At 73.8% G+C, this 16,950-nt stretch carries 15 protein-coding genes and 1 pseudogene; 8 read left to right on the top strand and 8 right to left on the bottom strand.

Annotation, left to right across the window (positions count from 1 at the left end; all coding sequences use genetic code 11):
• Positions 1–50: 50 nt before the first annotated feature.
• On the bottom strand, positions 51–848 hold the full coding sequence (gene dapB / locus MET9862_RS07990; protein WP_142582506.1) for a 4-hydroxy-tetrahydrodipicolinate reductase: 798 nt from the start codon (positions 846–848) through the stop codon (positions 51–53).
• 222 nt (positions 849–1,070) lie between these two features.
• Here dapB and MET9862_RS07985 point away from each other — a divergent pair, with 222 nt between their 5' ends.
• Complete coding sequence (locus MET9862_RS07985; protein WP_244612624.1) at positions 1,071–2,783, top strand: ABC transporter permease; 1,713 nt, start codon at positions 1,071–1,073, stop codon at positions 2,781–2,783.
• Positions 2,784–2,812: 29 nt separating this feature from the next.
• Here MET9862_RS07985 and MET9862_RS07980 read toward each other — a convergent pair whose 3' ends face one another.
• The gene (locus MET9862_RS07980) at positions 2,813–4,009 is read right to left on the bottom strand and encodes a trans-sulfuration enzyme family protein (protein ID WP_142582505.1); all 1,197 of its coding nucleotides are present in this window, start codon (positions 4,007–4,009) and stop codon (positions 2,813–2,815) included.
• Between the two features lie 138 nt (positions 4,010–4,147).
• On the opposite strand from MET9862_RS07980, the gene MET9862_RS07975 reads away from it, so the two are divergent.
• Together MET9862_RS07975 and MET9862_RS07970 are read left to right on the top strand one after the other, a co-directional pair.
• Positions 4,148–4,666 carry a TspO/MBR family protein gene (locus MET9862_RS07975; RefSeq protein ID WP_142582504.1) on the top strand — a complete coding sequence of 173 codons (519 nt, stop codon included), beginning with the start codon at positions 4,148–4,150 and terminating at the stop codon, positions 4,664–4,666.
• 62 nt (positions 4,667–4,728) lie between these two features.
• On the top strand, positions 4,729–7,062 hold the full coding sequence (locus MET9862_RS07970; protein ID WP_142582503.1) for a Tex family protein: 2,334 nt from the start codon (positions 4,729–4,731) through the stop codon (positions 7,060–7,062).
• A gap of 3 nt (positions 7,063–7,065) precedes the next feature.
• Here the strand turns inward: MET9862_RS07970 and MET9862_RS07965 are convergent, their stop codons facing one another.
• Genes MET9862_RS07965 through MET9862_RS07950 form a run of 4 tightly spaced genes read right to left on the bottom strand, consistent with a single transcriptional unit; the run spans position 7,066 to position 10,132 of the window.
• Positions 7,066–7,386, bottom strand: a complete 321-nt coding sequence (locus tag MET9862_RS07965) for a nitrile hydratase accessory protein (protein WP_142582502.1) — start codon at positions 7,384–7,386, stop codon at positions 7,066–7,068.
• The gene (gene nthB, locus MET9862_RS07960; RefSeq protein WP_142582501.1) at positions 7,383–8,048 is read right to left on the bottom strand and encodes a nitrile hydratase subunit beta; all 666 of its coding nucleotides are present in this window, start codon (positions 8,046–8,048) and stop codon (positions 7,383–7,385) included. Before nthB ends, MET9862_RS07965 begins: the two co-directional genes overlap by 4 nt.
• Positions 8,045–8,710, bottom strand: a complete 666-nt coding sequence (gene nthA, locus MET9862_RS07955; RefSeq protein ID WP_142582500.1) for a nitrile hydratase subunit alpha — start codon at positions 8,708–8,710, stop codon at positions 8,045–8,047. The genes nthB and nthA overlap by 4 nt, the downstream gene beginning before the upstream one ends.
• Before the next feature lie 18 nt (positions 8,711–8,728).
• The gene (locus tag MET9862_RS07950; RefSeq protein WP_142582499.1) at positions 8,729–10,132 is read right to left on the bottom strand and encodes an amidase; all 1,404 of its coding nucleotides are present in this window, start codon (positions 10,130–10,132) and stop codon (positions 8,729–8,731) included.
• Positions 10,133–10,387: 255 nt separating this feature from the next.
• On the opposite strand from MET9862_RS07950, the gene MET9862_RS07945 reads away from it, so the two are divergent.
• Together MET9862_RS07945 and MET9862_RS29240 are read left to right on the top strand one after the other, a co-directional pair.
• The gene (locus MET9862_RS07945; protein ID WP_142582556.1) at positions 10,388–11,932 is read left to right on the top strand and encodes an acetolactate synthase large subunit; all 1,545 of its coding nucleotides are present in this window, start codon (positions 10,388–10,390) and stop codon (positions 11,930–11,932) included.
• Positions 11,933–12,256: 324 nt separating this feature from the next.
• The gene (locus MET9862_RS29240) at positions 12,257–12,415 is read left to right on the top strand and encodes a hypothetical protein (protein WP_185156790.1); all 159 of its coding nucleotides are present in this window, start codon (positions 12,257–12,259) and stop codon (positions 12,413–12,415) included.
• 25 nt (positions 12,416–12,440) lie between these two features.
• Here the strand turns inward: MET9862_RS29240 and MET9862_RS07940 are convergent, their stop codons facing one another.
• Together MET9862_RS07940 and MET9862_RS07935 are read right to left on the bottom strand one after the other, a co-directional pair.
• A complete protein-coding gene (locus MET9862_RS07940; RefSeq protein ID WP_142582498.1) occupies positions 12,441–13,358 on the bottom strand; it encodes a metallophosphoesterase family protein in 918 nt (305 codons plus the stop codon).
• 60 nt (positions 13,359–13,418) lie between these two features.
• Positions 13,419–13,910: pseudogene (locus MET9862_RS07935) on the bottom strand (VIT1/CCC1 transporter family protein); the annotation flags it as partial.
• Between the two features lie 247 nt (positions 13,911–14,157).
• On the opposite strand from MET9862_RS07935, the gene MET9862_RS07930 reads away from it, so the two are divergent.
• The 3 genes from MET9862_RS07930 to lpxK form a co-directional block, all read left to right on the top strand.
• Complete coding sequence (locus tag MET9862_RS07930; protein ID WP_142582496.1) at positions 14,158–14,901, top strand: lysophospholipid acyltransferase family protein; 744 nt, start codon at positions 14,158–14,160, stop codon at positions 14,899–14,901.
• Positions 14,898–16,199: a 3-deoxy-D-manno-octulosonic acid transferase gene (locus MET9862_RS07925; RefSeq protein WP_142582495.1), complete on the top strand. Its 1,302-nt coding sequence runs from the start codon at positions 14,898–14,900 to the stop codon at positions 16,197–16,199. Before MET9862_RS07930 ends, MET9862_RS07925 begins: the two co-directional genes overlap by 4 nt.
• 11 nt (positions 16,200–16,210) lie before the next feature.
• The coding region (gene lpxK, locus MET9862_RS07920) for a tetraacyldisaccharide 4'-kinase (RefSeq protein ID WP_142582494.1) at positions 16,211–16,950 on the top strand (740 nt) is incomplete at its 3' end.

Here is a 16,950-nt window from a genome sequence, read left to right as displayed (position 1 = left end):
GGCCTCTAGCAGAGCCGGTGCCCCGCCCCCAAGCCGGGAAAAGGCCGCGCTTACAGCCCGAGCACGTCTGTCATGCTGTAGAGGCCCGGCGGCTTCGGGTTGGCCCAGAGCGCCGCCCTGACCGCGCCGGAGGCGAAGAGGGCTCGGTCCTCGGCGTGGTGGCTGATGGTGATGCGCTCGGCCGGACCGGCGAAGACCACGCTGTGATCGCCGATCACGCTGCCGCCGCGCAGGGTCGCGAAGCCGATATCGCCCGGCCGGCGCGCGCCGGTATGGCCGTCGCGCGTCGAGACGCGGGTCTCGGCGAGATCGACGCCGCGCCCCTCCGCCGCCGCCTCGCCCAGCAGCAGCGCGGTGCCGGACGGTGCATCGACCTTGTGCCGGTGGTGCATCTCGAGGATCTCGATGTCGAAGTCGGGCCCGAGCGAGGCCGCGACCCGGCGCACCAGCGCGGCCACGAGGTTGACGCCGAGCGACATGTTGCCCGAGCGCACGATGCGGGCGTGGTAGGCCGCGGCCCGGAGCTTGGCGAGGTCGTCCTCCGACAGGCCCGTCGTGCCGACCACGTGGACGATGCGGGCCTGGGCCGCCAGCTCGGCGTAGAACACGGTCGCGGCCGGTGCCGTGAAGTCGAGCACGCCGTCGGTGGCGGCGAAGGCCGCGAGCGGGTCGTCGGTGACGGGGACGCCGAGCGCCGGCAGGCCGGCGAGCACGCCGGCATCCTGCCCGAGCACCTCCGCCCCTTCCCGCTCGATCGCACCGGTCAGGGTGCAGCCCTCGGCCTGCGCCACCGCGCGGATCAGCATTCGTCCCATGCGCCCGCCGGCGCCGACCACCACGAGTCGCATCTGTCGGAATTCCCCGGTGTCCGGTTTCCTCTGGCCGGAGGTGGGGTTACAGGCTCCGCCCGGGGCTGCCAAGCAGCCGGCCGGCTCGGTCAGCGGTTCGCCGCCGGCCTGGGCCGGATTCCGCGAGGGGGAAGCGTGAGGGTGCCGAACACCAGTCTGCATGCCGGTGGCCCGGCCGGGACGGGGTTCGGCAAGGGCCTTTCAGCGCGCCTCGCACCCCGGATCGGGGCGGGGGCCTGCGCGCTCGCCATCCTCCTCGTCGTCGCCGTGGTGCTGAGTCCGCTGGTCTCGCTGGCGCTGTCCGCCCTCCAGGGCACGGGCGAGCTCTGGCCGCACCTGATGGCCTACGTGCTGCCGCAGGCTCTCTGGCAGACCGGGGCCCTCCTTCTCGGCGTCGGGCTGATGGTGACGGCGATCGGGACCGGTGCCGCCTGGCTGGTCTCGGCCTACGCGTTTCCGGGACGGCGCCTGCTCGAGATCGGCCTGCTCCTGCCGCTCGCGGTGCCGACCTACATCGTGGCCTATGCCTATCTCGACCTGCTGCATCCGCTGGGGCCGGTGCAATCGACCTTGCGCGGCCTCCTCGGCCTGACGCGCCCGCGCGACCTCGCCTTCCCGGAGATCCGTTCGCTGCCGGGCTGCATCCTGCTCCTCGGCTTCGTGCTCTACCCCTACGTCTACCTGCCGACCCGGGCGCTGTTCCGGATGCAGGCGGCCAACCTCATGGAGGCGGCCCGCACCCTCGGCGGGCGGCCGCCCGCCACCTTCGCCCGCATCGCCCTGCCGCTCGCGCGGCCCGCCATCGTGCTCGGCGCGAGCCTCGCCTTGATGGAGGCGCTCAACGACATCGGCGCGGCCGAGTTCCTGGGCGTGCGCACCCTGACGGTGCAGGTCTACGCCACCTGGATCAACCGCTCGGACCTCGCGGGCGCGGCCCAGATCGCCCTGGTGATGCTGGCCCTCGTCATGCTGCTGGTCGCCGCCGAGCGCCGGGCGCGCCGGGGCCGCAGCTTCGCGGGATCCGCGCAGCGCCCGCGCCGGATGGCGCGGATTCCGCTCGGGCGCGGCGCCGGCCTGCTCGCGCTGGCCCTCGGCCTCGTGCCGGTGGCCGCGGGCTTCCTGATCCCGGCGGGCTTCCTTGCCAGCGGGGCCGTCGCGCGGATCGCCCGCAGCGGCTTGCCCGCGACCCTGCCGGCCGAGATCGCCAGCACCGTGCTCTATGCCGGCATCGCCACGCTGATCGCGGGCGCGGTCGGCGTCCTCGTGGCGGCGAGCCCGCGGCTGCTCGCCTATCGCAGCTGGGGCCCGGCCCTGATCCGGCTCGCCGGCCTCGGCTACGCGCTGCCGGGCACGATCCTGGCCATCGGCCTGCTCGGCCCGCTGGCGCTGGCCGACGGGGCACTCAGCGAGGCGACCCAGGCCCTGTTCGGTGCGGCGCCGGCCCTGATCGGGCTCGGCACCGGAGGAGCCCTCGTCACCGCCTATCTCGTGCGCTTCCTCGGCATCGCGGTGGGCACCAGCGAGGCGGGGCTGGCCCGGCTCCCCGCGACCCTGCCGGATGCGAGCCGGCTCCTCGGGCGCGGCCCCTTCGGAACGCTGGCGCGGGTCCAGCTCCCCCTGGCCTGGCCGGCCGTCCTGAGCGGCGCGCTCCTCGTCTTCGTCGATTGTGCCAAGGAACTGCCGGCGACGCTCCTGCTACGGCCCCTCAACGTCGAGACCCTGGCGACTCATCTCTACGGCGAGGCCGCCCGCGGCACCTACGAGGACGGCACCGTCGCGGCCCTGCTCATCGTGCTCGTCGGCCTGATCCCGGTGGCGCTGCTGCTCCGGGTCGATCAGGGGTCCGGGTTTCGAAAGGGATCATCCCTTTCGCGGGTCCGGGCAGAGCCCGGAAAGACACCGGGGCTTTGCCCCGGCGCCCCAGCAAAGGGATGATCCCTTTGCGATCCCTGTCCTCGGAGACGTCACCCGTGCGCTGACGTCAGCGCCGCGTCAAGGTCGGCGTAGAGGTCGGCCGGATCCTCGATGCCGGTGGACAGGCGCAGCAGGTCGGCCGGGCAGGGTGTCCCCGGCCCCTCCACCGAGGCGCGGTGCTCGATCAGGCTCTCGACGCCGCCGAGGGAGGTCGCCCGCTTCCACAGCCGCACCCGCGCGGCGGTGGCGATGGCCGCCGCCTCGCCGCCCGCGACGCGGATCGAGAGCATGTAGCCGAAGCCGCCCTCCATCTGCCGCGCCGCGACCGCGTGGCCGGGATCGTCGGGCAGCCCCGGATAGAGCACCCGCGCCACGTTGGGATGGGCCGTCAGCCGCCTCGCCAGGTCCAGGGCGGCCGCGGCCTGGGCCGTAGCGCGCAGGTGCAGCGTGCGCAGCGAGCGCGTGAGCAGATAGGCCTCGAAGGGGCCGAGGATCGCGCCGCCGCTCGCGCGGAGGGCGCCGATCCGGGCCCAGAAGGCGTCGGCCTTGCGCGTCGCGAGCACGCCTGCCACCACGTCCGAGTGGCCGTTCAGGATCTTGGTGCCCGAATGCATCACGAGGTCGGCCCCGAGGGCGAGCGGCCGCGTATGGACCGGCGAGGCGGCGGTGGAATCGACAGCGAGCCGGGCGCCGGCCGCGTGCGCGATCTCGGCGGCGGCCGCAATGTCGGTGACGGTCCAGAGCGGGTTGCCCGGCGTCTCGATCCAGACGAGCTTCGTCCGGCCGGGCCGCACCGCGCCGCGGAGCGCCTCCGGCCTGTCCGCATCCACGAAATCGGCGCTCAGGCCCCGGCGCGGGCCCTCCTCGCGCAACCAGCGCTTCAGCGCCCAGTACATGACGTTGGGCGCGACGACGTGGTCGCCCGGCTCCAGCGCGCCGAACAGGGCGGTGGCCGCCGCCATGCCGGAGCCGAACAGCAGGGCGCCGGCCGCCTCTTCCAGCATGGCGAGCACGGCTTCCGCTTCCCGCACGGTCGCGTTGTCCGGCCGCGCGTAGACGAAGCCGGAGGAATAGGCATTGTCGGGATCGCGGATGAAGGTCGTCGCGACGTGGAGTGGCGGCACCACGCCCTTCGTGATCGGGTCGACGCGGCCGAGAGCCTGCGCCGCGAGGCTGCGCCGCGAGACGCCGCCCGCATCCCGAGGCGCCTCCGGCGCGTTGCCCTGGGACCCATCCGTCCGTGACATGGCGGTCTCCCGATTCGGCGCGGGCCCTGATCGTCGGGCCGCCGTGCGCTAGGTGCCTGGGGAGCGCGTGACACGATCCGCGCCGGCCCCGCAAGGCGTCCGTCCGCCGGACGGGACTGCACCCCGCGAGCGAGTGAGATGAGCACCGTCACCCATGTCCCCGAACGGCCGGCGCTCGGCCCCGTGCTCCGGATCGCGGCGGCCGTGCTCCCGGTGGCGGCCACCGCGATCGTCGGCTCGGTCTCCACGCAGGGCGAGATCCCCGGCTGGTATGCGGGGCTGAACAAGCCCGCCTTCAACCCGCCGAACTGGATCTTCCCGGTCGCCTGGACGATCCTCTATACGATGATCGCCTACGCGGCCTGGCGGCTGCTCGGGGCCATGCCGCGCACGGGGCCCTCGCGCCAGGGCTGGTGGCTCGCCATCCTCGCCTTCGCGGTGCAGCTCGCGCTCAACGCCGCCTGGAGCCCGGTCTTCTTCACCGCCCATGCGGTCGGCCCCGCCCTCGTCGTGGTGGTGGCCCTCCTCGTGATGGTGCTCTGGACCATCCGGCTGTCCTGGCGCTTCGACCGTCCCGCCGCCTGGCTCCTCGTGCCCTACGCCGCCTGGGTCGCCTTCGCGACCCTCTTGAACGCCGCGATCCTGCGCCTGAACTGATCCCGCCTTGACGCTCCTCGCCCGCGGATCCACACCGCCGCGGCTCGACAGGGGGAGACGGCATGACCGGCATCAACGCGCGCATCGCAGGTGAGCTCGGCGTGGCCGAGACGCAGGTGGCGGCGGCGGTGGACCTCCTCGACGGCGGCGCCACCGTGCCCTTCATCGCCCGCTACCGGAAGGAGGCGACGGGCGCCCTCGACGATGCCCAGCTGCGCACGCTCGAGGAGCGCCTCGCCTATCTGCGGGACCTCGAGGGGCGCCGCAGCGCGATCCTCGACAGCATCCGCGCCCAGGGCAAGCTCGATGCGGGCCTCGCCGCGCAGATCGCCCGGGCCGAGACCAAGGCGCGGCTGGAGGATCTCTACCTGCCGTTCCGGCCCAAGCGCCGCAACAAGGCGCAGGCCGCCCGCGAGGCCGGGCTGGAGCCTCTGGCCGAGGCGCTGCTCGCCCGGCCCGACCTCGACCCCGTCCGTCAGGCCAGTCCATATGCCGGCAAAAACGATGTGCCCGACGCCGAGGCCGCGCTGGAGGGCGCCCGCGCCATCCTGATCGAACGGGCCTGCGACGACGCGGAACTCGTCGGCTCCCTGCGCGAGACCGGCTGGCAGCGCGGGCGCATGGCGGCGCGCGTGCGCAAGGGCAAGCGCCTGGAGGGTGAGAAGTTTGCCGACTATTTCGACTTCTCCGAGCCCCTGGCCAAGCTGCCCTCGCACCGCATCCTCGCCCTGTTCCGCGGCGAGAAGGAAGAGATCCTCGACCTCGACATCGCCGATGCTGAGGAGCCGCGCCCCGGCACCTTGCCCTGGCAGGAGGCGCGGATCGCGCAGCGGCTCGGCATCGCGGAACGCGGCCGGCCGGGCGACGCCTTCCTGATGGAGACGGTGCGGCAGGCTTGGCGCAAGCGCTTGAAGCCCGCCACCGAGACGGACCTGCGCGCCCGTCTCTGGACGGTGGCGGAGGAGGGCGCCGTCACCGTCTTCGCGCGCAACCTGCGCGACCTGCTGCTCGCCGCCCCCGCGGGGGCGCGGCCGACGCTCGGCCTCGATCCGGGCTACCGCACCGGGGTGAAGGTCGCAGCGGTGGATGCCACCGGCAAGGTGGTCGCCACCGACACGATCTACCCGCACGAGCCACGGCGCGACTGGAACGGGGCCCTGATGACCCTGGCGAAGCTCGTCCGGGCGCACGGGATCGAGCTGATCGCCATCGGCAACGGCACCGCCTCGCGCGAGACCGACCGGCTTGCGGCCGAGCTCGTCGCCAAGATGCCCGAGCAGAGCCTCACCAAGGTGCTGGTCTCGGAGGCCGGTGCCTCGGTCTACTCGGCCTCGGCCTATGCGTCGGCCGAGTTGCCGAACCTCGACGTGACCCTGCGCGGCGCCGTCTCGATCGCGCGGCGGCTGCAGGATCCGCTGGCCGAGCTCGTGAAGATCGAGCCGAAGGCGATCGGCGTCGGGCAGTATCAGCACGATCTCGGCGAGGGGAAGCTCGCCCGCTCCCTCGACGCGGTGGTGGAGGATTGCGTGAACAGCGTCGGCGTCGACGTGAACAGCGCCTCGGCGCCGCTGCTCGCCCGGGTCTCGGGCCTCACGGAGCGGGTGGCGGGCAACATCGTCGTCCACCGCGACGCCAATGGCCCGTTCCCGAAGCGGGCGGCGCTGCGCAAGGTGCCGGGTCTCGGGCCCAAGGCCTACGAACTCGCCGCCGGCTTCCTGCGCATCCGCGGCGGTGAGGACCCCCTCGACGCCTCCGGCGTGCATCCGGAGGCCTACCCGGTCGTCAAGAAGATCCTGAAGGCCACGGGCCGGCCGATCGAGGCGCTGATCGGCGACGGCGCCACCCTGCGCGGCCTCTCGCCCAAGGCCTTCGCGGATGACAGCTTCGGCCTGCCCACCGTCACCGACATCATCGCCGAGTTGGAGAAGCCCGGTCGCGACCCGCGCCCGAGCTTCCGCACCGCCGCCTTCGCCGAGGGCGTCGAGACCATCAAGGACGTGAAGCCCGGCATGCGGCTTGAGGGCGTGGTGACCAATGTCGCGGCCTTCGGCGCCTTCGTCGATATCGGCGTGCATCAGGACGGGCTCGTCCATGTCTCGATGCTGGCCGACCGCTTCGTGAAGGACCCGCGCGAGGTGGTGAAGCCCGGCGACGTGGTGCAGGTGCGGGTGATCGAGGTCGATGCCGCCCGCAAGCGCATCGCCCTCTCGATGCGCTCGAGCGAGGCGCCCGCGCGCCAGGGTCAGGAGCGCCGCGATGCGGGCCCGCGGCCGGGCGCGCGCCCGAAAGCGCCTGCCAAGCCCTCCAGCAGGCCCGCCGCGGAGCCGGTCGGAGCCCTCGCCGAGGCCCTGTGCCGGGCGGCCGAGGCCAAGGGGCCGGGCGGGCGGAAGAGCTGACCCTCAGCCCCTCAGCGGGTCGTTCTCCAGGCGGATCGGCTGGCCGTGGGGCGTCGCGGCGGCGGCCCGGAGCCAAGCGTCGCGGCGCTCCGCCACACCGTCCGCCAGGGCAATGCCGCGCTCGGCGAGCAATCCTTCGAGGGCCGCGAGCCAGCGCCCGTAATCGGCGGGCGCCTCGGCATCGTCCTCCGGGCGGATCGCCCGGCCGAGCGCCTGCGCCCATTCGGGCCAGGTGAACAGCCCGGCATCGCGCAGGGAGACGACGAGGGCGAAGACCTGCGCCTCCCAGGGCGCGGCGAAGGGGCCGGGATCGGCGAGGCTCACGCGGCCTCCGGATCGAGATAGGGCTCGAAGGCTTCGACCATCACGCGCTGGTTCGGGTCGCCGTCGGGCCCCCACAGCTCGGTCGCGGAGAAGCCCACCGTGTAGAGCCAGTGCGGGTTCTCGCCGGCGCCCGTTGCGTTGGTGTCCGGCAGGACGAAGGCGCCGTGCACGTGCTCGACCCGTCCGACGCGCCCGCGGACGTAGCGCGGCAGCCGGGTATGGCCCCGCGGGTGGAGATTGCGGGCGCGGACCGTGTCGCCGATCGCGAAGCGGGCGGGGCCTTGCGCCGGCCGGTCGCTCGGGAAGCCGGCGCGGAAGCGGGGTTCAAGGATGTCGGCGGTGAGAATCCGCGCCACCGCCTTGCCCGGCCCCGACGAGACGCCGCTTTGCATCTCCTCGGGCGTCGCGAGCCCGTGCTGGGCGACCTGGGCCTCCAGGGCCTTCAGCCAGATCGCGTAGTAGCTCGACGCGAGGTACTCGGCCGGCGGCAGCGATTCGCGGGCGGCGCGCGAGCCGTCGAGGTTCCAAGTCCCGGTGAAGCCCATGGCGAGCGCCAGGGCGAAGACGCGCCGCTCCCAGTCCGCGTGGAAGACCGGCTCGTCGGCCTCCGGCCGGACCGGCCCGAAGCCGTGCATGCCGCCGAGATCCTGCGCGCCGTTCATGCCGCCACCGCGTCCGGCGTCCGGGGCAGGCCGGTGCCGATCATCGCGTCGCGGGTGACGAGGGCGGCGAGCGCCGCCTCGTCCCAGCCTTCGGTGCCGGCCGGCCGCATCGGCAGGACCATGTAGCGGGTCTCTGCGGTGGAATCCCACACCGCGATGCGGGTCGCCTCCGGCAGGCTCACCCCGAACTCGGCGAGCACCCCGCGCGGGTCGCTCACCGCCCGAGCCCGGTAGGGGGGGGCCTTGTACCAGACCGGCGGCAGGCCGAGGACCGGCCAGGGGTAGCAGGAGCACAGGGTGCAGACGACGAGGTTGTGCGTGTCCGGCGTGTTGGCGACCACCACCATGTGCTCGCCGCCGCGCCCGCCGATATCGAGTTCGGCGATGGCCGGCGTCGCGTCGGCCAGGAGCCGCGCGCGGTAATCCGGGTCGGTCCAGGCGCGGGCGACGACGCGGGCGCCGTTATGGGGGCCGACCTTGGTCTCGTACATCTCGACCAGCGCGTCGAGGGCGGCCGGATCGACATAGCCCTTCTCGACCAGGATCGATTCGAGCGCCCGCACCCGCGCCTCGATCGGCGAGAGCTCGCTGCCGTGGGCGTGGTCGTGCGCGTGACCGTGCGCATGGCCATGCGGGTGGCCGTGATGATCGTCGTGCGCCATGGGCAACACCTTCCTGCGTCAGCCCGGAATACCCGGCGGCAGGCGCAGGTGCCAGTCGGTCGCCGTCTGGAAGGCCTGGCCGATGCGCAAGGCCATGGCCTCGTCGTAACCGCGGCAGACGATCTGCAGGGAGAGCGGCAGGCCGCCCTCCGTGTAGCCGTTCGGCAGGGCGAGGGCGCAGAGGTCGAGCAGGTTGCCGAACCGGCAGAAGCGCGAGGGCAGGTGGGCCTCGTCCACGGCGTCGAGGGGGATCGCCGGGGTCTCGGTGGTCGGCGTCAGCAGGGCGTCGCAATCCGCCCAGGCCTCGGCGAGCGCCCGCTTCATGGCGTCGCGCCGGTTGAGCGTAGCGAGATAGTCCTGGGCCGAGAGCTTGGCGCCGGCCAGGATCCGCGCCCGCACCGCCTCGCCGAGGGGGCTCGCCGGATCCTCGGCGAGCGTCCCGTTGGTGAAATAGGCCTCCGCATTGGTGATCGCGCTCAAGGCGAACAGGTCGGCGAAGCGGAAGGGCAGGCGGATCTCGACGATCTCGGCGCCGAGCCGGGCGAGTTCGTCGAGGGCGCGGTCGTAGGCCGCGAGCATCGGCGCATCGACGCCGTCGCGCTCCGTCTCCGGCATGCGCGCGAGGCGCAGGCCCCGCACGCCGCGGTTCAGGGTCGGGAACGGGTCGACAGGCTCGATGCCGCGCGTCGCCGGATCGAGCGGATCGGGGCCGGACAGGGCCCGGTAGAGCAGGGCGGCGTCCTCCACGCTGCGGGCCATCGGACCGGGCGTGTCGAGGGTGGCCGAGAGCGGGACGATGCCGTGGGTGGAGATGCGCCCGACCGTCACCTTCAGGCCGGTCAGCCCGCAGAACGAGGCCGGCAGTCGCACGGAGCCGCCGGTATCGGTGCCGAGACCCCAGGGCGCCATGCGCGCGGCGACCGCGACGCCCGTGCCGCTGCTCGACCCGCCGGGCGTGCGCGGCAGGTCCGCGTCCCAGGGGTTCCACGGCACGCCGAGATGCGGGTTGGTGCCCCAGCCCCCATAGGCGAATTCCACCGTGTGGGTCTTGCCCAGCACGATCATGCCCTGCGCGATCAGGCGGCGGGCGACGGTGGCGGTGCGGGTCGCCCGGCGCGCCCGGTGCGCGGCCGAGCCGCCCATGGTGATGCGCCCGTCGAGGTCCACGAGATCCTTCAGCGCGACCGGCACGCCGTGCAGCGGCCCGACCGCGTGGCCGGAGCGGATCGCCTTCTCGGCACCCTCGGCCGCGAGTCGGGCATCGGCGGCGAAGATCTCTGTGAAGGCCTGGAGCTTCGGCTCCTGCGCCGCGATGCGTGCGAGCAGCGCCTCGACCGCGTCCACGGGGGAGATCCGCCGTGCGGCGATGCCCTCGGCCAGGGCCCTGGCGGTGAGGAGGGAGAGGTCGTGGCTGTCGGTCATCGGAGGATGCTTTCAAGCGCCGGGCCGGGGAGGCCGGCGGTCGCCTCGCCGCGCACCGGCCGGTGCGCGGGGAAGAGGCATGGAGGTTCAAGCGTAGATTGCAGACGCCGGCTTGGCCGCAAGTCCCACGCCAGACTCCCTGCGGGCGGCGCAGGGCTCGGCCGGCACCTGGGGCTTGTCGGCGGGGCCGTCCGCGTCACCATCAGATCTCGTCCGGGATGGTTTTCAGGGAGAGGATCCGTCGTGTCAGACCCGATGAACGGCGCCGAGAGCCTCGTCCGCACCCTGGTGGCGGGGGGCGTCGAGGTCTGCTTCACCAATCCCGGCACCTCGGAGATGCATTTCGTGGCCGCCCTCGACCGGGTCGAGGGCATGGCCTGCGCGCTGTTTCTGTTCGAGGGCGGCGCCACCGGCGCCGCGGACGGCTATGCCCGCATGGCCGACAAGCCCGCCTCGACCCTGCTCCATCTCGGCCCCGGTCTCGCCAACGGGCTGGCCAACCTTCACAACGCCCGGCGCGCCCGCTCGATGATGGTCAACATCGTCGGCGAGCACGCCACCTACCACCGCTCGTACGATGCGCCCCTGACCTCGGACATCGAGGCGCTCGCCGGCACCGTCTCGGCCTGGACCCGCCCCGGCCCCAGCGCCGCCGAGATCGGCCGGGACGGGGCGGCGGCGATCGCGGCGTCCCGCACGGCGCCGGGCGGCATCGCCACCCTGATCCTGCCCGCCGACACCGCCTGGGAGCCGGGCGGCGGCATCGCGCCCGTGCCGGTGATCCCGGACCGGGCGCGGGCGGCGGACATGGCGGTGCGGCAGGCGGCGGAGGCGCTGGCGAGCGGCGAGCCGGCGCTGCTGTTCCTCGGCGACCGTGCCGTGCGCGGGGAGGGCAAGCGCATCGCGGCGCGGATCGCGGCGAAGACGGGCGCCAGGCTCATGGCCATGCAGGCCAATGCCCGGATCGACCGCGGTGCCGGGTCGGTGCCGATCGAGCGGCTGCCCTACCCGATCGACCAAGCCATCGCGGCGCTCGCGCCCTACCGCCGGGTGATCCTCGTCGGCGCCACCCGGCCGGTCGGCTTCTTCGCCTATCCCGGCAAGCCGAGCGTGCTGACGCACGAACAGGCCGAGACGCTGACCCTCGCCACACCCGAGGAGGACCAGATCGAGGCGCTGGAGCGGCTCGCCGAGGCGGTCGGCGCCCCGGCGACGGTCGAGATGCCCATCCCGCCGCGCCCGACGCTGCCGGATTCCGGCCCCCTGGCGGACGACGCGATCGGGCCGGTGCTCGGCGCCCTGATCCCCGAGGGGGCGGTGATCTGCGACGAATCGCTGACCACGGGACGCAACTTCTTCGCCGCCACCCACGGGGCCGCGCCGCATAGCTGGCTCCAGCTCTCCGGCGGCGCCATCGGCGTCGGCATCCCGCTCGCGACCGGCGCGGCGATCGCGGCCCGCGACCGCAAGGTCGTCAACCTGCAGGCCGATGGCAGCGCCCTCTACACGGCCCAGGCCCTCTGGACCCAGGCGCGTGAGCGCCTCGACGTGGTGACGCTGATCTGGTCGAACCGCGCCTATGCCATCCTGCGCGGCGAACTCGCCAATGTCGGCGCGCGGAATCCGGGCCCGAAGGCGCTCGGCATGCTCTCCCTCGACGATCCGCCGGTGGACTGGGTCAGCCTCGCCCGCGGCTACGGCGTCGAGGCGCGCCGCGTCGAGACGTTGCCCGCCTTCATCGACGTGTTCCGCCACGCGCTCGCCCGACCTGGGCCGTTCCTGATCGAGGTCGCCCTGTAGATATCCGCGGGACCGCGCCGGGCCATCGGAGCGCCGCGTATGCACAGCGGCGCGTCCACGCCCGTTGTGAAGACGGAAAAGCCGTCATTCAGCCCGCGCAAAGATAGCATTCAATGCGGCGGACCCTGCGCTGCGATGCAATGCAAATACTTAGGTAGGGAGCGGCAACGCCCCTTGCGTTGGGCATCCGTTCAGTTAACGTCCCGAACTCGCAGCCCATGTTTCGAGCAGATTCGAGCAGAAAGGAAGACTCTCGCCTCAAGGCACGGCGTCTTAGAAAGATAAACTCCGCATCCCAACGACAATCAACACAGGATGGCTCCGATGTCCGAGACGATTCGCGTCACCCCGACCCAGGACGGAACCTACACTGTCTACCGCGGAACGATTGCCTTGATCTCCGGCCTCACCCGGCTCCAGGCGGAGCGCTACGAGGCCAGCATCGCCCGCCAGCAGCAGGGCCTACTCGCGGCTGGCTCTTAAGCCGCCGCCGGGCCGACGGCCCGGCTCAGACCAGTGCCAGCGCGCCGAGATCGGCGACAGTCCCGTCGGGATCCAGCCCGCGCTGGCGCGCCGTGATGACGTGGCGCTCCCCCTCCCGCACGAAGCTGAAGAGCAGATAGGCCGCCCGCCGCGCCGGCGAGGGACCGTGCGCGCCGGGCCGGGCCGAGGCTGAGGACGCGCCGACCACCGGCACCGGCGCCCCGTTCGGGCCCGGGAGCGCGGCGAGGCTGGTGACGTGGTTGTGCCCGTGCAGGATCAGCTCCGCCCCGGTGCGGGCGATCATCGCGGCGAGCGCCTTCGCATCGGTCAGGTCGCGTCCCGGCAGGGCGCCGCCCGGATGGGGCGGGTGGTGGATCAGCACCACCCGGCAGGGCCGGCCGGGCTCGGTGGCCAGCGCCCGCAGCAGCGCCTCGGCGGCGGCGATCTGCGCCGGCCCGAGGCGTCCGCTCGCCACGAAGGGCTTGGTCGGGATCGCGGTCGAGAGGCCGACCAGGGCGAGGGGCCCCCGCCGCCGCAGATAGGGGAAGCAGCCGCCGAGCCCGCCATCGTCCGCGGTCCAGCCGTCGCAGGCGGCGAGCAGCCCTTCGAGCGAGCCGCGCACATACGCGTCGTGGTTGCCCGGCACGAAGCTGACCGCCCCGGGCGCGCCGAGCGCCTCCAGGAAGACCCGGGCGGTCTCCCACTCGCTCGGCAGGCCGATATTGCAGAGGTCGCCGGTGCAGGCGATGTGATCGGGCGCCTGGGCCCGGAGATCCGCCACCAGCGCCGCAAGCACCTCCATGTCGTGGCTGCGCGAGCGGCCGCGGCGCCAGTTGGCGTAGCCCGTGGCCCGCTTGCCGAGGAGCTGGCGCAGACGCGGGCGCGAGAGCGGCCCCACATGCGGGTCGCTGAGATGGGCGAGGCGGAAGGGCGTGGCCGTCATCGGGCCCAGCGCATCGCGGCTCGGGGCCCGCGCGTCAAGCGGGGCGCCGCATCCCCGCCCTCACGCGCTCCCGATCAGCATCCCCGTGGCGAGCACCAGCGCCCCGCCGACCAGCACCTGCAGCGCGGCCCGCCCGAATGGGGTCGCCATGTAGCGGGTGCGGATGGCGGCGATCGCCACCAGCTCCACCGCCACCACCAGGATCGCGAGGCTGGTGGCGAGCCAGAAGGCGTTCGGCCAGGAATCGGGGATCGCGTAGGGCAGGGTATGGCCGAGGCCGCCGAGCGCCGTCATCGCGCCGCAGACGAGGCCGCGCATCCGGGGATCGCCGCGGCCCGTCACTTGGCCGTCGTCGGAGAGGGCCTCGGTCAGCCCCATGCTGATGCCGGCGCCGATCGAGGCGGCGAGCCCGACGAGGAGGGTCGGCCCGTTCGCCTGGGTGGCGAAGGCGGCGGCGAAGATCGGCGCCAGGGTGGAGACCGACCCGTCGATCAGCCCGGCGAGCCCCGGCTGCACGTAGCGCAGCACGAAGGCGCGGTGCCGCTCCGCCGCATCGTTCAGGGCGATGCCCCCGTCCAATCCTGCCGCCATGGCCGTCACCTCGTCTGGAACAATTCCAATCTATACATTGGAATTGTTCCAGGCAAGCGGACTCTCACCGAGCCGAGCGCCCGGCGTCGGTTGCGCCCCGGCCGCGGGCAGGGGTAGACAGCCCCGCCGACGCGCCGCCCGCAGCGGACCGACCCGCCCCGAGGTCCGGACGGTGCGAGCCGCCGGTCCAGGCCCACAGACGCGCCCGATGAGCCTCGCCAAACGCATCAGCCGCCTACCGGCGGTCCAGGATCTGCTCGGCACCCTCGCGGCCGGCTATCTCGGACTGGTCCGACGCACCAACCGGTTCACGGTGGAGCCCGCCGAGGCGGACGACGGCTGGCTCGACGGGCAGACCCCCTTCATCGCCGGCATGTGGCACGGCCAGCATATCATGGTGCCCTTCGCCCGCCGCCCGCAGGACCGCATCGCCACGATCATCTCGCGCAACCCCGACGGCAACATCAACACGATCGCCCTGACCCGGATGGGCGTCCGGGTGATCCGCGCCTCCGGGGCGCGCGGGCGGCGGCGGGAGAGCGACACCCGCGCCAAGGGCGGGGCCGAGGGCCTGCGCGCCATGCTGAAGGCCCTCAAGGCCGGCGAGACCGTGGCCTTCAGCGCCGACGTGCCGAAGGTGTCCCGCCGCGCCGATGCCGGCATCCTCACGCTCGCCCGCTTCTCCGGCCGCCCGATCGTGCCGGTGGCGGTGGTGACGAGCCGGCACCTGCGCTTCAACTCCTGGGACAGGGCCTGCCTCGGCCTGCCCTTCGGCCGGGGCGCCGTGGTGTTCGGCGAGCCGATCACCGTGCCCCGCGAGGTCGAGCCGGAGGCCTTCGAGGGCCTGCGCCTGCGCCTGGAGGCCGAGATGAACCGCGTGCACGACCGCGCCTACACCCTGGTCGGCCGGCCCGACCGGGTCGGTGCCCGCTGGCGCGAGGCCGCGGCGTGAGGGCGCCGCCCCTGACCTTGCCGCTCCGGGCCTACCGGGCGACGTTACGCCTCGGCGAGCCGGCGGTGGCGGGGCTCCTCGCCTGGCGCGCCCGCCGCGGCAAGGAGGATCCGCGCCGCCTGTCCGAGCGTCGCGGCCTGCCGGGCCGCGCCCGGCCGGTGGGGCCCCTCGTCTGGATGCATGGCGCGAGCGTCGGCGAGGTGCTCTCCCTGGTGGGGCTGGTGGAGGGCATGATCGCCCGCGGCTTCTCGGTTCTGGTCACCACGGGCACGCGCACCGCGGCCGAGCTGATCGGCACTCGCCTGCCGGCGGGCGCCGTGCACCAGTACATGCCCCTCGACGCGCCGCGCTGGGTCGGGCGCTTCCTCGACCATTGGCAGCCGGATCTCGCGCTGGTGGCCGAATCCGAGATCTGGCCCAACGTGATCCTCGGCCTGCACGATCGCGGGATCCCGCTGATCCTGGTGAATGGCCGGATGTCGGAGCGTTCGCTGCGGGGCTGGGAGCGCTCGCCGCGCACGGCCGAGGCCCTGCTCGCGCGCATCGCGATCTGCCTCGCGCAGACGCGGGACGACGCGGCGCGTTTCGCCCGTCTCGGCGCGCCGCGGGTGAGTGTGGCCGGCAACCTCAAATACGACTCTGCCGTGCCCCCGGCCGACCGGCAGCAACTGGCCTATCTCGGCGAGATGATCGGGGCGCGGCCCGTCTGGATCGCGGCGAGTACGCATCCCGGCGAGGAGGCGGCGGCGGTCTTCGCCCATGCGCAGCTCAAGAGCCGCTTTCCCGATCTCCTGACCCTGATCGCCCCGCGCCATCCAGGCCGCGGGCCGGAGGCGGCGGCGCACGCCACGGAAGCGGGCCTGCGCAGTGCGCGCCGCGCCGCGGGCGGGCGCCCGCATCCGGGCGTCGACGTCTACGTCGCCGACACGGTGGGCGAGCTCGGCCTGTTCTACCGCCTGAGCCCTGTCGCCTTCCTCGGCGGCTCCCTTGTCGCGCGCGGCGGCCAGAACCCGATCGAGCCCCTGCGCCTCGATGCGGCGGTGCTGCACGGGCCGCACATCCAGAACTTCGCCGAGGTCTACCGTGCCCTCGACGCGGCCGGCGGCGCGCTGGCGGTGAGCGACGGGCGCGAACTCGCCGCGAGCCTCGGCGATCTCCTCGCCGACCCCGCCCGCGCCCGTGCCGTCGCCGAGGCTGGGCAGCGGGCGCTCGCGCCCTTCGAGGGAGCGGTGACCCGGACGCTCGCCGTGCTCGACCCGTTCGTGGCGCAGATGAAGCTCGCGGCCTTGCAGGGCTGATGGCAGGGCTGATGCGCCCGCCCGCCTTCTGGGACGGCTCCCCGAATCACCCCGCCGCCCTGGCTCTGGCCCCGCTCGGCGCGCTCTACGGCCGGATGACGGCCGCGCGGATGGCCCGGCCCGGCCGGCCCGGCCCCTGCCCGGTCCTCTGCCTCGGCAACTTCACCCTGGGTGGGGCCGGCAAGACCCCCACCGCCCTGGCGCTGGCGGAGATCCTGCGCGGCCTTGGCCGGGCGCCGGCCTTCCTCAGCCGCGGCTATGGCGGCCGGCTCGCCGGCCCGGTTCAGGTCGATCCGGCCCGCCACGGCTTCGCCGATGTGGGCGACGAAGCGCTGCTGCTCGCCCGCTTCGCCCCCGCGGTGGTCGCCCGCGACCGCGCGGCCGGGGCGGCGCTTTGTGCCGCCTGCGGCGCCGACGTGGTGGTGATGGATGACGGCCTGCAGAATCCCGGCCTTGCCAAGGACCTGGCTCTGGTCGTGGTCGATGCCGGCAGCGGAATCGGCAACGGGCGCCCCTTCCCGGCGGGGCCCCTGCGGGCGCCCCTGGCGCGCCAGTGGCGCCACGTCGCCGGGCTGATCCTCGTCGGCTCGGGCGAGCCGGGCGCGCGGGTCGCCGGGGCGGCGCAGGCGCCTGCTCGCGCGAGGGGGACGGGGCGCGCAGGTCGCCCGGTCGTCGTCCGCCGAGGAGGGCCCGCGCGACGCCCCGCCCACCAAGCCCCGTGCTCACGCCGCATCGGCATGCCCGGCCGCCG

The organism is Methylobacterium symbioticum (assembly GCF_902141845.1).
Classification (GTDB): domain Bacteria; phylum Pseudomonadota; class Alphaproteobacteria; order Rhizobiales; family Beijerinckiaceae; genus Methylobacterium; species Methylobacterium symbioticum.
Note: the sequence above shows the minus strand (reverse complement) of the source record. Positions and strands in the feature narration are given on the sequence as shown.